2 protein-coding genes (1 of these 2 only partly in view) are annotated in these 15,684 nt (G+C 75.2%); both read right to left on the bottom strand.

All coding sequences use genetic code 11. The features are described from left to right. Positions 1-20 precede the first annotated feature (20 nt). Positions 21-1,274, bottom strand: coding sequence for a S1 family peptidase (locus ABD143_RS29125; protein ID WP_343984647.1), 1,254 nt, complete (start codon positions 1,272-1,274; stop codon positions 21-23). Positions 1,275-1,398: 124 nt separating this feature from the next. Further along, on the bottom strand, positions 1,399-15,684 hold the 3' portion of the coding sequence (locus tag ABD143_RS29120) for a preprotein translocase subunit SecA (protein WP_343984646.1). The gene runs 15,021 nt beyond the window's last position; only the last 14,286 of its 29,307 coding nucleotides appear in the window; its start codon lies beyond the right edge, outside the window; its stop codon occupies positions 1,399-1,401.

Below are 15,684 nucleotides of genomic sequence, written 5' to 3'. Positions count from 1 at the left end.
CCGGCGCTGCCGGCGGCCACTCATCCGTGCTCGTCCAGCGCGGCCAGGTAGGCGCGCAGTACCGAGGCGGAGATGTGCGGGGCGTCGCCCCGCGACCGCCTCGACGCGTGCTGCAGGTAGGTCACCGCCGCGACGCGGAGCGCGCCCCGCTCCCTGACCAGCAGCGGTCCTCCCGAGTTGCCTGGCTGGATCCGCCACGGCGACCACAACTCGGCCTGCCCAGCCCGCCGGGCCAGCCGGCCGATGCCGATCACGGGCACCGGCATCGGGTTAGCGGGCCACACGAGCCGCGGTATCCCGCCGAGCGGGTAGCCGACCGACAGCACGGCCTCGTCGCCGTCTGCGGCCGTCGAGATCGGCAGCGGCGCAACGGCGAGCCCGCGGGAGTCGATGCGGACGACCCTCAGGTCGGTCTCCTCGGCCAGCGCCGATCGCTCCTCGCGGCTGAGCCCTGGCACCGCGTCGGCCAGCAGTTCCGCGAACCGCACCGGGTTCGGACGCGGCAGCGGGATCGCCCGGCGGACCGTCCCCGCGATCCCGGCGCGCGCCGTGCGCGACTTCCGGAACAGGTGCTCGTTCGTCACCAGGTCCGCGGTGGTGCCGTCGTCCCGGATCAGGAACCCGGTGCCGCGGCCCGACGAGGACTGCAGGCTGACCACCGCGTCGATCTCGGGCGGCGGGTTCCCACCCAACTCGACGGCCTGCAGCGCCGTACGCGGCCAGCCGCGCAGCCGGAACCGGCCGGACACCGCCACGGATGCGGACCCGATACCACGGGTCGCCGGGCCCACCAGCGCGTCCAGCTCCGCCCGCGTCAGGACCACCGGCCGGGCCGTCCTGATCACGGGAGGCTGCCGGTTGTGCGCCCGCCGCACGACCACTCCCGCCGGCACCGCCGTGGCCAGCCAGCCCAGCGGCACCACCCAGCCCGGGAGCATCCCGGCGTCGAGCAACGGCGGTAGTGCGAGCTGGAGCGCCACGCCGACGCCGATCGCCGCGCCAGACGGTCCGACCAGCCGCTCGAACAGGTTCATTCCGCCGAAGGCAGCCACCCCGGCCGCGAGGCCGCCCACCACCAGCACGTATGGGGCGACGGGGTGCGTCGCCCCAGCCAGGAGCGCCCCGGCCGCCCACGCTCCGGCGATCATCGCCGCGGCCGGGGCGGCCCACGACAGCGCTGTGCGCAGCGTGCGGAACCGCGGCTCCCGCACGTCCTCGAGGTTGGTCCGCAGCAGGTGGGCGGTCTGGTGGTCGGACAACAGGGACTCGAACATCGATCTCATCTCTCTTCTCGGGGAGCGGTCTGGGCTGTGCTCGGACGTGGGGTGAATGGCAGGGCCGGTTCGTCAGGGCCCCGATCGGTGCGGGGCCGCCGGGTTCTCCGCCCGGCGACGGTGGTCACGGCTCGTCCGGGGAGGTCGCGCTCCACAGGACGGCCCGCGCGGCCGCGACCTGGGCACGCAGGCCCTCTGGCGCGGGCACCTCCCAGAACAGGAGTTGGTCGAGGGCTTCCAGTCCGAGCTCGACGACGAGCAGCGGCGCCAAGACCGGCGCGACGTCCCCCCGCTCCGCGCGCACGAACTCCAGCTCGACAACCCCTTCGGCGAGCACCGCGGAGAGATGCCGGAACAGTTGCTTCTGGGCGTACTGCGCGGCCAGTTCAGGCTCGATCAGGGCCGCCACCAGCACGCTCAACCGGCCCCGGCGACTCCACTCGGACCACGAACGGCGGTCGAGGCGGTCATGCCGCATCCCTGGCGGCGGAGCGTCGAGGAACGCCCACGGCTGCGCGTCCGGCGTCGTTCGCGCCCACGCGGGGGCCAGCACGTCCAGCAGGCGACGACGCATCTGTCCGGGGCCCACCGGCTCCCTCGCCATCACGTCGAGTTCCGCGAGCACCGGCACGGCCGCCGCCCAGAACTGTGCGCCCGGCTCGACGCCGCGTTCGCCCAGCACGAGAAAATCGTGGAAGCGGCGCACCACGCCGATCTCCGCCAACCCGTCGGCCACCGCACCGGCTAGAGCGGACCGGCGCCCACGCGGCAGCAACCACCCACCCGGTGCCGACAACCGGCGACCCAGCTGGTGGAGGCCGGCTTCCGCGTCCTCCAGCAACCGCAACGCGTAGGGCCGGTGCGCCGGCGCCTCGTGGACGAAGTACCACCGGGCTTCATCGATGTCGTCCAGCCACGCCTTGAGCCCGACCTGGACGTCCCCGAACGCGCGCTCGATGCCCCGCACCACCGTGTGCCTCGCGACGACGGCCGCTCCCAGGATCAGGACGGCCCCGACAGCCGTCGCAGTTCCGGCGGCGCCGTCCCACCAGCCCGGCGCCACCGCAGCCGCGCCGTGCGCCGCGGCCGCAGCAGAGTCGGGGCGCACCAGCGCCGCCACCGCCGTCATGCCCCCGGCAACCAGCACCGTGAACCCCGCGAGCCGGAACCACCGCAGCACCACAGTCCGGGCGGTGCGCAAGAGCACCAGCACCCGGGCGGCCCGGGGTCCGGGGCCGTGGCCAGAGGGGCCGAACGTCTCCAGCGCGGCGACCAGCCACTCCCGTTCCTGCGGGGTGAGGTCGACCGAACCCTGACGGGCGGTGCGGGCCGCCAACCGCCACCCGGCCCCGAACCACGGCCGCCAGGCCGGGCTCAGGAACAGGGCGCGCGCCGAGCCGACGTCGTTGAGGCCGCGGGCGGCGAGTTTCGCCCCGATCCCGGCGGCGACGGCCTCGCTCGCTCCTGCGTTCTCCAGCGCCGTGCGCAGCTCGTCGAGGGTGCCGACGCGCAGCTTCCCGATCAGGTGGGCCACCAGCGCGGGCAGGACCACCACCGGGATCACCAGCAGCGCCAGGCGCAGGTTCCCGGCCGCGACGACGTCGGCGTAGGGCTGCCCGGCCGCCACCCGCTCGCTGACCTGCGTGGAGAACTGGCCGAGCAGGGCGGCGGACACCGCGCCGCCGAGTGCGATGGTGCCCGCCTTGGCGGTGTTGTTCAGCGACGCGCCGGTGGCGCCCTCGACCCAGCGGTTCAGCGGCATCCGCGCCCAACCGGCCAGCACCGCGCCCGTGGTCAGCAGCGCCCCGAACGGCCACAGGCCCGGGGTGAGCACCAGCCACAACGCCGGAAGCGCGAGCACCACCGGCAGCAGCGTCACCCCGCGCAGCACCCTGGCCTCGCTGACCGGCCCGACCTGCACGTCACGCCCGAGCGCCTTGGCGACCGCGCCGGGGCTGCCGAGCAGCGCCTTGAGCTTCGGCCAACTCGAGCCGGTGAACATGGTCGCCAGCCCGCGCACCGTGACGAGCACGCTCACGCCGACCGCGGTCGTCGCGAACATCGCCTGCGTGGGGTCGTTGAGCAGCACGAGCTGGTCGACCATCGCCCCGCCGAGCGCGGTGGCGTACAGCCCGGTCAGGGCCGTGAGCAGGGGGATCGACAGCGCGGCCCGCAGCAGCCCGTGCGGGGTGCCGATCATCTGACGCAGGCTGCCCACCACGGACGACCACACCGCGGGCGGCGCGCGTGGCTGCGCGCCCCGGCCCTCGCCGCGCAGCACCAGCCACACGCCTGCCGTCAGCGCCGCGGCCAGCACGGCGAGCCCCAGCATCGTCACCTGGAACCCGACGACAGCCATGCCCTGCCCGATCGCCACCGGCAGCACGAACTGGGCGGCCTTGAACGCCGTCTCGTACCTGGCTTCGCGGGCGTCCTTCAGCTCACGCGCGACTGGGTGGTAGCGGTCCATCCGGCCGCGCACCAGGCCACCGGCCACCCCCATCGACCCGACCACGAACACCGACGGGAAGAAGAGCATCGCCGCGGGCACCATCCCGAGCACCAGCAGCGCGGCCGACCCGGCGGCGCCCATCACCACCACCGCGACCATGTTCTTGATCAGGCGGTCGCCCAGCAGCGCCGCGGCCAGCCCCGCGCCGGACGCCGCCGTGGTGCCCGCCGCCCACTGCCCGGTCACCCAAGACGTCGGCTGCCCGTAGTACGCGGCGAAGTCGGCGGAGGCGATCATCGGCGCGCCCGCCGCCTGGCCGGGGAACGCTCCCATCAGCCCGGCCAGCGGGGCCATGAACCGCGCCCAGCCGAGCAGCGCCGCGTCCCGGACAGGCCCCACCTGGCGGCGGGTGTAGCCCGCCACCGCGGCGGCGTTCGACGCGGCCAGCGCGGCGACCCGCTCCGCGTCCTGAGCGCGCGCCATCTGCTGTTCGAGGTCGCGGATCTCGGCGGCGATCCGGGCCACCGCCCGTTCCGGCCCGGCGTCCCGCACGTGCGCCGGGAGCTTGGCCAGCAGCCGGAGGTGCGCGCGCTCGGCCCGCTGCAACTCCGCGCGCGCCATCGCCAGCGCGGCCGCGGCGCCCTGGTCACCGGGCGCCCGCTCGGCGGCCAGGTCGGCCGCGACGAACGCCCGGATCGCCTCGTTACGGGCCCGGCCCGCGGCGAGCAGCCGGTCCACGAGGCCCTCGGCCACCTTGAGCTGACGGCGCGGGGTGCGCAGTTCGGCCGCGATGCGGTCGACCTCCCGGCTCAGCGGCCGCACACCCGCGAACAGCGCCTTCAGCCGGGCCCGGCCGCCGCGCAGCCGCAACGGCAGCCCCGGGCGCACGGCGGCGCGGTCCCAGATCGCCTCCCGCAGCGCGCCGAGCACGGCGTCGGCGAGCTGCGCAGGGTCCGCCGCGAGCGCGCCGTCGCCCAGCACCGCGACGGGGTCGCGGGCCAGCGCCGCGCGCAGCTCCGGCGGGGCCAGCGCCCACATCTGCGCCAACACCCCGGCCGGCATGAGCACCCGGCCCTCCGAGGTACGTTCGACCCGCAGCAGGCCAGCGGTCACGAACTCCGCGACGAGCCTGCCGACGGCGCCGCGGTCCGGGAGCCCGGCCAGGTACGCCGACAGCGCCGCCAGCTCCGGCCCGGCCCCCCGGCCGTGGCCCAGGTCGCGCAGCCCCGCGACCGGACGCCCGGTGACGAGCGCGCCGAACACCCACTGCAGCACGTGGCCCAGCCGCACGTCCGACCCAGCGGCGGGCGCGGCCGCGACGCCGATCTCGTCCCAGGCGGCGACCTTCGCCGCCCACACCCGCTGCCGCTTGAGGGCAGCCCGCCGACGCAGCAGCCCCACCAGCCCGGCGACACCCAGCCCGCCGCCGAGCCAGGTAAGCCAGCGCGGCCCACCCTCGGCGCCGGTCTCCGTCACCGGCGGCGCCGTGACCTCGGGCGATGGCTGCACCTCGGGCGAGGCCGTCTCCTCCGCCGGAGCGGTCACCTCATGCGGAGCGGTCACCTCAGGCGGCGCTGTGACCTCCGGCGGCGCTGTGACCTCCGGCGGCGCTGTGACCTCCGGCGCCGTCTGCTCCGCCGGGACCACGAGCCGCCCGCCCGGGTGGAGCAAGTCACGGCTCGCGAGGGTCGGGAACCGGCCGGGGTTCAGCTCGACGATCGCCTCGACGCCCGCCGCGCCGCCGCGCAGCGTCCACAGCGAGTCGCCCCGCGCCACCACAACCTCGGTTGTGGTGGCCGGGCCGTCAGCGGCGGCCGCGGGCGCGAGCCCGGTCAGCACGGCGACCGCGATCGCCCCGGCCACCAGCGCACCCCGGACGACCCGCACGACCGCCGCCACCAGCGGCGGGCCCCGCTGCCGCACCAGCTGACGCAGGCCCGGGACCAGCGCAAACGCCCCGGCCACCGCGGCGGCACCCGCGAGGAGCACCGTCGCCGCGCCGGACGCGCCGAGCAGCAGACCGCTCGCGGCCCATCCCGCCGCCAGAGCCGCCGCAGCCGCCACCAGGGCACCCCGCGGGAACCGGGCGCCGACCGGGATCGCGGGCCGGTCAGCGGCGGCCACCGCCCGGGCGTCGGCCGGCGGGAGGGCGGCGAGCACGTCGGCCACAGCCGCCGGAACCTCGGCGAGTGCGTCCTGGGCCGCCGCCGCGCGTTCCGCGGCGTGTAGCTCGGCCAGCAGCGCCGCCGCCACCGCCGCCCGCTCGCCGTCGACGGCCGGGGGCAGGACCCCGTCGACGCGGAACCGCTGCTCGTAGGCCCGCAGCCGCCGGAACCACCCCTGCGCCAGGTAGCCCCGAGCGACCAGCGCGTCCAGGTCCGCCAGCCGCTCCCGGAACATCACGACCACGCCGTCGGCGGCCAGCGGGACCGTGGGGTCCACCCAGCCGAACGCCCGGAACGTCTCGACCGGGTTCACGAGCCCGGCCCGTTCCAGCTCCGCGACCAACGCCGGGTCGGCGTCCAGCACCACAACGGGACCGGCCGTCTGCGGCGGGCCGCGCGCCAGGTGCGGGAACTCGGCTCCCGACATCGGGCGCATCGTCGGCGCCCACCGGCGCAGGACGGTCAGCACCGCGTCCCGCACGGGGGCGGGCAGATTCTCGATCGCCAGCATCCCGCCGCGCGGCCCGTCACCGGCGGTAGAGAGCCTGGCACCGCACAGCTCACAGAACCGGGCATCCGCACTGGCCCGGTGGCCGCACTGTGCGCAGTGCGTCGGCCCGGTCGGCACGGGCTCGGCCTCGGCGGCCGTGAGCAGGCGCTCGGCGACGTCCAGCGCGGACGCCCACGACGGCGCGCGCCCGCCGCCCGCGATCAGGTCCCGTAGCGCGGCGACCTCGCCCACCAGCCGCGTGTGCAGCTCGGACACCTGCTCGCCGCCCGCCGGACGCAGGTGGCTGACGTCCTCCAGGACCAGGTGCGCCACCAGCGTGCCCGACCCGGTGCGAGTGATCTGCAGGTCACGGACCAGGAACGTGGAACCGGGCAGGAACGTCAGCTCGTGGAACCGGCCCTGGATGACGTCCATCAGCTGTATCGAGCTGCGCCCGGTGCGGGACCGGACCTCGATCGTGACCGGGCTCTCGCCGTAGTAGACGGTGCGCAACCCTTCAGTCGGGTTGGCGGGGTCCTTGACGTACCAGGGCAGCTCGGTGCTGGCGAACCCCGGATCGACCACCAGCCCACCGAGCGGGTGCGTCCGTGGCAGGTCGGCGATGTCCTCCTGCGACATCCAGATGCCGCGGTAGCTGGTCTCACCCGCGACGGCTGGCAGCTGGTTGAACCCCGACACGGCCACCCGGATGAACGCCTCGTAACGGGCCATCCCGTCGGCGTCGCCTGCCCGCAGTGCCGCGTTGGGCTTCGTGTACAGGGTCGACAGGTAGGCGAGCACCGCGTGCAGGTCCGCGCGCGGCATCCGCTCCCCGAACGCACCCAGGCGGTCGATCGCGCGATGGATCGCCTCGACCATCGAGGCGGTCATCGGCGGATCGGCGAGGTAACGGCTCCGGTCCTCCTCGGAGGCCCGGAACTCCGGGTTGCCGAAGTAGTCGCCGTACCCGAACGGCGGCAGGCCGGGGCCCGCCGGGAGCGCCTCGACGCCCAGCGCCGCCAGCACCGGGTGCCCGACGAGCACACCTTCCACCGCTCGCATCAGCTCGGCCGCCAGCTGCTCGGCGCTGTCGGCACGGTCACCGAGCTCGTGGTACAGCAGCCGGGCCCACCAGTCCGCGAACGCCGGATCGGCCGCGATCAACCGCTCGACCACACGCGCCACCCGGGCCGGAACCACGATCATCCCGGCCTGGCCGAACGCGATCAGCGAGCCACCGTCACCGAGGTCGGCGTCGGTGATGCGCACATGGGCCACGTTCTCTGGCGGGGCGCGCGCCAGGTGCGGGAACTCCGCCCTGGACAGCGGACGGGCACCCGGCTGGACGTCCGGCACCCGCGCGAGCGTCTCGGCGCGCGTCCGGGTGTCGGGCCCGCCCACCGCAACCGGCCAGCCGCCAGCGCGCATCACGGCCCGTTCGGCGGCGTGCAGCTCGTCGAGCAGCGCAACGGCCACCGCGGCGCGCTCGTCCTCGCCTGCGGGGTGCGCCGCGATGCGGAAGCGGTGTTCGTACGCGCGCAGCCGCGGGAACCACGACGGCGCAAGAAGACCACGGGCGACCAGCTCGTCCAGCTGGGCGAGCCGGTGCCGGAACATCACAACCACACCGTCGGCGGCGAACGCCACCGTCGGATCGACCCAGCCGAACGCACGCAACGTCCGCAGCGGGTCCACGAGACCCGCGCGCTCCAGCTCCGCGATCAGCGCCGGGTCAGCGTCCAGCACGACAACAGGGCCTTCCACCTGCGGCGGGCCGCGGGCCAGGTACGGGAACTCGGACCCGGACATCGGCCGCATCACCGGCGCCCACCGGCGCAGGACGGCCAGCACGGCGTCGCGTACAGGGGCGGGCAGGTTCTCGACGGCCAGCATCCCCCCGCGCGCCCCGTCACCCGCGAGCCCCTGCTCCTCGAGGTACCGCCGGACCGCGGCGATCGCGATGTCCGCGACCTGCTCCCACGTCAGCTCCAGCTGGTGGGCCCTGGAATCGAACCCGGCGGGCACGAGCGGCTCCACCGGGACCAGGCCGGCGTCCGCGGGCGGCGGGAACGTCCGGCGGAACTCGTCGAGCGTCACCACCCTCGTCTCGCCGCCGGTCCGGTACGCCACCTCGACCGACTCGGTCGTCGCGATCTCACCGGCCTTGAGCTGCGTGTTCGCCCCCAGCCAGGTCCGCAGGTCGGCGAGCGAGTGGGTGGGAACGTCCCGGAACAGGTCCGCGACCTTCTTCCGGTCCTTCTTCAGCTTGAAGTTGCGCGGGTTCGCCTTCGCGCTGACGTACCGGGAGACCACCCCGTCCGCCCCGACGACGAGCAAGTCGAGCTCGTCGAACTCGCGGCGCTGGCCCTTGTCACCGATGGCGATCAGTGTGACGTTGGCGAGCACCCGCTCACCGGGCTCCACGATCGACTCGAGGTAGGGCAGCCCCAGCTCCTCCACGAGGTCGCCCATCAGCGCACCGGTCCAGGCGGCCTCCTTCACGAACTCGTACGACGCGAACCCGGCGCGGTGCCGCCGCGACTTGGCGAGCGTGTCGCCGCCGTGCACGGCGACCCGCGCGACCGCGAAGGCCCGCAGCTCGGCCGAGACCAGCGAGTCGCCGTCGACGTGCCCGCCGTCGCCGTACACGCCCGCCCGGACCGGCGGGGCCCGCGGCGCGATCGGCAGCGCCACCCCGGGCGGGCCCACCCGCTGAGCACCCGGCACGGTCCTGGGCGCCACCAGCGCCTGCGGGGCAGCCGACGGCACGGGCGGGGTGAGCCCGTCGACGCGCATCCAGCCGCCCGTCGTCGAGACCCGCGCGCCCGCCCGGCCCGGCCGGTGCACCCACACATCCGAGGTCGGCGCCACCACGGTGCGGCCGGTCAGCACCGACAGCTCCCGCATCCCCCCGGTGGGCACGGTCGCCAGCGTGCAGGCGCACACCGTGAGCTGCGTCCGGTCGGCCGCGGGCGGCAGTAGGTCCGCGAGCAGGTCCGCCACCTGGGCGGCGGTCACCCGCACGTCGGCGTCGGTGCCCGGGTAGAGGAACCCGTCCCGGTCGCCGTGCATGACGAGGACGACCTCGCCGGTCCCGGCCCGCAACTCCAGCCCGAACGCGCGCAGCCGGTCACCCGGGGGCGCCAGCACCACGCCGACCCCGTCCGGGTGGACGATCGCCTCGTCCCGGATGCGGTCCAGATCCGCCGCCGTCGCGTCGCGCAGCGGCCGGGTGAGGGCAGGCGGGGCCCGCGCCCGCCTGCTCAGCCAGGTGTCGATCTTCGAGAGGGCGAGCAGGACTCCGCTGCCGCCGACGATCCCGATCGCCAGTGCGGGCCAGGTCGTGGGCAGCATGCCGATCACACCGAAGCCGAGGAGCCCGGCGGCGACTGCGGCGTTGGCGTATGCGCCCTTGCGCGGCGCGATCCGCCCGAGACCCAGCTCGACGGCGAGGCCGAGCTTCGTCAGGTAGGCGGTGGCGATGGTGAGCACCGCGGCCGGCACCACGAACAGCAGGTTCAGCTCGACGGCCATCTGCACGGTGAGCATGGCGTTGGCCAGCGTGATGATCGGCAGCCCGAGCAGGTGCACGAGCTTGCGGGCCAGCGGGTGGTGCCCGGCGACGTCCTTGCCGGCGAACCCGGTGACCACCGACGCGATGGCCGGGAGGAAGAACAGGACGTCGGTAACCGCGTAGACCGCGTTCACCCAGAGCTCCAGGCCGCTGGTCGCGCCTGCCTGCTGCAGGTGCCAGTCGAAGTGCACCGCGTAGGAGGCGGCGAGCACGAGGTTGACCACCCGGCCCAGCAGCCCGGCGTCCGCGGAGATCGACGGGTAGGACTGGTACTGCGTGCCGGAGTAGACCCCGACCCGGTCGAGCATCTCCGAGAACGCCGTGAGCGCCCGGTCGCGCAGGACCTGGATGTCGGCGGCGGAGGCGCTCCCGCTGCGGGTGGCGGCGTCCCACGCCTCGGCGATGCGCGCCACCTCGGCGCGGAACTCGTCGGTCGTCTTGTCGAGCCGCTTCATCCGGGCCGGACCGGCGCCGCTGAGCACCGCGTACTTGCGGGTCTTCGCGATCAGCACGTCGATCGTGTTGGGGTCGAACTGGCCCCGCTCCAGGATCGACTCGATCATCACGCGGATCTGCTGCGAGTAGGCCGTGCGGTAGAGGGTCAGCGCACCGCGCACCGCGAACATCGCGTAGCTCAACGTCGCGGTGACCTGCATCAGCGGGAGGCCGACCGCGAGCACCACGGCCACCACCGCGGCGCCGATCGCGGCCTTGACGAGGAAGCTGTGGCGCTGCCTGGCCATCTCGCGGTCGGCCGCGTCCTGCCCGAGCTGCGTGCGCTGCACCTCTGCCAGCACCCCGCGCGTCGTCGCCGGGTCGTCGAAGGCCCGGCGCGTCTGGTCCGCCGCCACCAGCGCGTCGACCGTGTACGGCGCGCCCGCCGGGTCGACGAGCCCGAGGCCGCTGGTGTCATGCGCCCCATCCAGCGCCGGGCCCTGCCCCGTCGCCGCGGCCCGCTGCGCACGGGCGCGCTGGTGGTCCTCCACCGAGGCCTGCAGCGAGGCGACGAACAGCTTCCAGGTGATCAGCCGCTCGGCGCTGACGACCTCCGACGTGACCGCGTTGTGCCAGCGCAGCAGGTTGCGCAGCTGGCCGGTGGCCTCGTCGGACGGGTCCTGCCACCGGCCGGGCCCGACGAGCGGCACGTCGGAGTCGCGCCGCGTGAGCGTGCTCTCGTCACGCTCCAGCCGGTAGCGGACCATCCACGCGTCGAGCGTCCGGCGGTGCTCCGGCGAGACCTGCGCCAGCACCTCGTCCCATAGCCCGGAGCGCAGGTGGACGTAGGCCCACTGCTGGACGTCCCGGCGGGCCGCGATCAATAGCCGTTCGAGGTTGGCGTGCCGGATGTTCGACCAGGCCTCGACGCTGACCTCGTCGCGAACCCGGTCGAGCAGCGGGTCGAGGTCGTGGATCTGGCGGAAGTACTGCGCCAACGACTCCGGCTTCACGGAGTCGGTGCCGTAGACGAGCCGGTCGTGGTGGTGGCGGGCCAGGTCGACGAACGCGTCGGCGATCTCCTGCGTGCTGCGCAGGTGGCGCGCCACCTCGTTCCACGAGATGTCGGTCGAGACGTGGCGCAGGCGCGGGTCGGAGAGGATCCGGCCCCACAACCGGACGTAGGCGGGGGTCGGCTCGGTGAACTTGCCCATGCCCATGTGGGCGAAGATCACCCTCGCGCCCGGGTACTGGCGCAGCAGCGAGAGCAGCGGCATCCCGTACCGGCCGTCGGGCCGCTCGGCCCCGTACCGGAAGTCCTCCAGGATGCGGGCCAGCCCGAAATCGTTGTGGATCACGATCACGTGGCCCTGCTCCTGCACGGCCTCCAGCAGCTCGCGCAGGTGCGGGTTGTAGACGTCGAGGTGGCGCAGGTCGGCGGCCGGCAGCAGCGACCGGACCACGTCGGCGTGCCCGGCCGCGGCCAGCAACGAGCGGATCGTGTCGACGTTGCCCAGCAGCACCGGCAGCAGCTGCGTGGCGTCGCGCTCGGGGCCCCCGGCCACCATCGCGTGCAGCGCGGCGGGGAGCCGGGCCGCGTCGAGCCTGCCATCCTCGGTCGCGGCGCGGAGCAGGCCTGCCGCGGTGACCAGGCGGTCGATCTGGGTCCGCCACTCCGGGTTGACGGCGTGGATGGCCTGCGGGCCCAGCAGCTTGGTGACAGCCTCCTTCGCGATCGTGGTCTCGCCGATCATCCCGGCGACGTCCGGGTTGAGCAGGGTGAACAGCCGCAGGTAGGCGCGGGCGCCGGGGATGTCCATCCGGGCCCCGGTGGAGCCCACCACGGCCCGCCACCGCAGCTCCGGGGCAAGGTGCCGGACCTCGTAGGCCAACCGGACGTCGGAGAACACGCCCCACATCTGCAGCATCGGCGTCTTCGTCCACAGCGCCACGTTCAGCACGCTGTTGACCAGGTAGTAGAACGTCGCCCCCAGCGGGGCGAAGCCCTTGCCGTGCTGCGGGATGAAGTGGAACGTCACCACGCCCTGGTGACCGGCGGCGCGGAGCCACTCCAGCAACCCGGCCACCCGCGGCGGGCGGGAGTGGTCGTAGCCCGCCGGGTGGAAGTGCCCGTCGGACAGGTCGTAGTGCGCCGTCCGGTTGCGGCCGACCAGCGTGAACGAGCCGTCGTCGCCGACCCTCACCACGAACCGGCCGGTGTCGCCCAGCTGCTCGCGCAGCCAGCCCACCGTCACCATGCCGCCGTCCGGCAGGCCGTACTCGGCGCCGCGGTTGAACCAGCGCATCAGCCGGCTGTTGACCGCGTCGACCGCGGGGAAGCGCTCGGGGTCGCCGCGCCACGGGCCGGTCAGCATCGAGATCGTGTCGCCGCCGAGGCCGGTCACCTCGGCCAGCAGCGAGTGCTGGAGCCCGGCGGCGCTCGCCGCCCGCACCGCACTCGCGAGCTTCTCGGCGAGCGCGGCCTCGACCGCCCGGCGCTTGGCCAGCGCGTCGGCCAGCTTCTTGTTCGACCGCGCCAGGTCCCGCGCCAGCTCAGCGGGCACCGCGGCAGCCGAACCGCCGACGATGGCGCGCAGCCCACCGGCCTGCTCCTCGAAGCGCCCGCGCAGCTCGCGGTTCTCCGCCAGTGCCTCCTGCAGCCCGCGGTCCACGTCCGCGAACAGCTGCCGCAGCGGCTGCCGCGCGAGCAGGGCGTCGCGCAGCGCACGGCCGGCACCGAACCGGCTGAGTCGGTCCAGTGCCGGCGGGCCGCGGATCGGGTTTGCCGTGGGTGGCGCGGGCACCGCGGGCGCGGTGCTCGGCCGCGCGGCACCGCCGGAGCCGGTGAGCGTAGTGCCGTTCGGCCCGCCCGCGGCCACGGCCGGAGCAGTCGGCCCGTTGCCGCCACCCGAGCCGCCGCCTGCCCCGGCGACCAGGCCGTGCACCCGGCCGGTGGCCCGCACCGAGACGGACCCGCCGCCGACGACCCTGAGCTGCCCCAGCGCCCGCTGCCCGGCGGCGGCGTACGCGGCGGGGGCGCCTGCCACCGCGACCTGCGCGGCGGTGATGCCATCGGCCAGCCGCTGCTCAGCCTGCTCCAGCGCCTGCTGCCGACCCAGCACCGCGGCCTTGACCAGCGCGAGGTCGACCGCGAACCGCTGGAACCGGTCGGGCGCCGCGCCCACCGCCACCGGCGTGTCGACCGAGATGGCCGGGTCGATCGCGTAGGCGTCCACGAGGGCCCTCGGCACGCCGAGCACCCGCACGATGGCCTTGCGCTCGGCCGCGCCGGGGACGCTCCCGTCCGGCGGGTTGAGCAGCCAGCGGATGCCCTCGCGCACCGCGGCGTCGATCTGCGCCTGGTAGTCCGCCACCAGCTCGCGGTCCTCCACCACCCGCTGCTGTGCCGCCGCCACCGAGGCGCGGGCGGCCGCGATGTCGCGGCGCAGCTCACGCATCACCCGGACGCGGGCCGCGACCCGGGCCGGGAACCCGCCGCGACCGGCCAGCCCGGCGTCCGCCGCCAGCCCGGCGACGAGCGCGCCCCGCTGCCACAGCACGGCATGCACCACCGGCAGCAGCCGCACGACGGCGCTGCCGATCACCGCTCCGCCCAGCGCTGCCACAACAGCGGCCGGGCCGACACCGGCCATCCCAAGGCCGGTGGTCAGCACCACGAACGTGCCGACGAGAGTGGTGGTGAATGGCGGGGGCCCGCGGCTCGCCCGGACGTACCGGTAGGTGCCGACGGCCACCGCGACCACGGCGGCCACCGCGGACCCGCCTGCCAGCGCCGCCAGGTTCGCCACGCCGAGCAGCGCGAACGCGCCGCCCGCAGCCGCGCCGACCGCAGCCGTCACCAGCGCGGTCCGCAGCCAGCCGCGGCCCGTTGCCGGCCTGCCGGACGGCTCCTCCGTCACCTCGGTGCGATGGATGTACCCGACCGGCTTCCGGCTGACCGTCCGCTCGCTGTAGCGGAAGCCGTCGACGGCGCCCTGGCGGACCCGCTCGATCACCGCGTCGCGCCAGCTCGCCGGCATCCACCACGGCAGCCCGGCCATGACCTCGTCGGCCGTCCGCCGCTGCCGGCCGCCCATCGCGTTGAGCAGGAGCGCCTCCAGCGAACCCGGCGCGAACCCGGCCCCGTCCTGGACCGCGCCGACAACCGGCGTGACCGGCTCGGCCGGCAGCTCCCGCAGGGCCGCGCGGAACCGCTTCTTGGTGGCCGGGCTCCACTCCAGGCCGTGGGTGGCGGCGAACTGGCCGATCGCCTGGGCAGGCCCGGCGTGCCCCTCCCACTGACCGACGCCGAGCAGGACGCGCAGGTCGTCCGCGGTCAGCTCGCCGCGCGCCGCGAGGTCCTGGATGTCCCGGACCACCTGCTCGGGGGCGCCGCTGCGGATCAGCCGCTCCAGCTGCACGCGCATCTCGGCGGAGACGGCCGGACCGGCCGGGTCCGGGCCGCCCGTGACCCCGCCGGGGCCATCGGCGGCCGCCGGACCGGCGGCCCCCTCGATGGCGGCCAGCAGCGCGTGCAGCTCGCGCTCCTGCACCTGCATCGCCTCGACGGCTCTGGCGGCGGTGTCCGCCGGCAGGGTGGCCACGAGCGCGCCGAGCCGGGCGAAGCCGGGGTCGGGGAGCCGCATCGGGTGGTGCCCGGTGTCGAGCTGGCGGGTGATCGCGATCCGGCTGAGCATGGCGATCATGTGCTGGGCCTCGGTGAGGGTCCACTCCGCGGCACCCCACTCGCCGGGCAGAGCACCTGCGACGTCGACGGCGCCCTGTGCGATCCGCTCCAGCGTCGCGATCGCGCCCGTCAGGTCGCCCGCCATGGCCTGGTCCATGGCCTGTTCGACCGCGGCAGCGTCGAGCGTCAGGTTCCTGGCCGCCGGGGCCGGGACCTCCGCGCCCACCTGGTTCGCCGCCGGGGCCTCGACCGCAGCCGGGACCGGCAGGGCGGGAACGCGGTTGCTCCGGCCGACGACCTCGCGGTACTCGCGCTGCGCGGTGGTGAGCGCGTGCTGTGCCGCGCACAGGTCGGCGCAGACCGGGCCGAGGTCGCGCACGGGCAGGCCGTCGCGGAGACCGCCGCTCTGCGCGAAGTTCTCCAGCGCGTCGATGAGCCTGCGCTGGGCCGCCTGGACCGCGGCGGCCGCCTGGTCGACCGAGGCCTCCGCCCGGGTGTTCACGAGCTGCTCTACGACGTTCTCCGGCCGGAGCTTGCCCTCGACGGTGAGCCTGAGCTCCGTCGCGCGCAGCTCGTCGGCCCGCAGCTGCGCCTTCGTGACAACGCG

This window comes from Pseudonocardia aurantiaca, from assembly GCF_039526725.1.
In the GTDB taxonomy this organism is placed as follows: domain Bacteria; phylum Actinomycetota; class Actinomycetes; order Mycobacteriales; family Pseudonocardiaceae; genus Pseudonocardia; species Pseudonocardia aurantiaca.
This window is presented reverse-complemented; position numbering and strand designations above follow the sequence as displayed.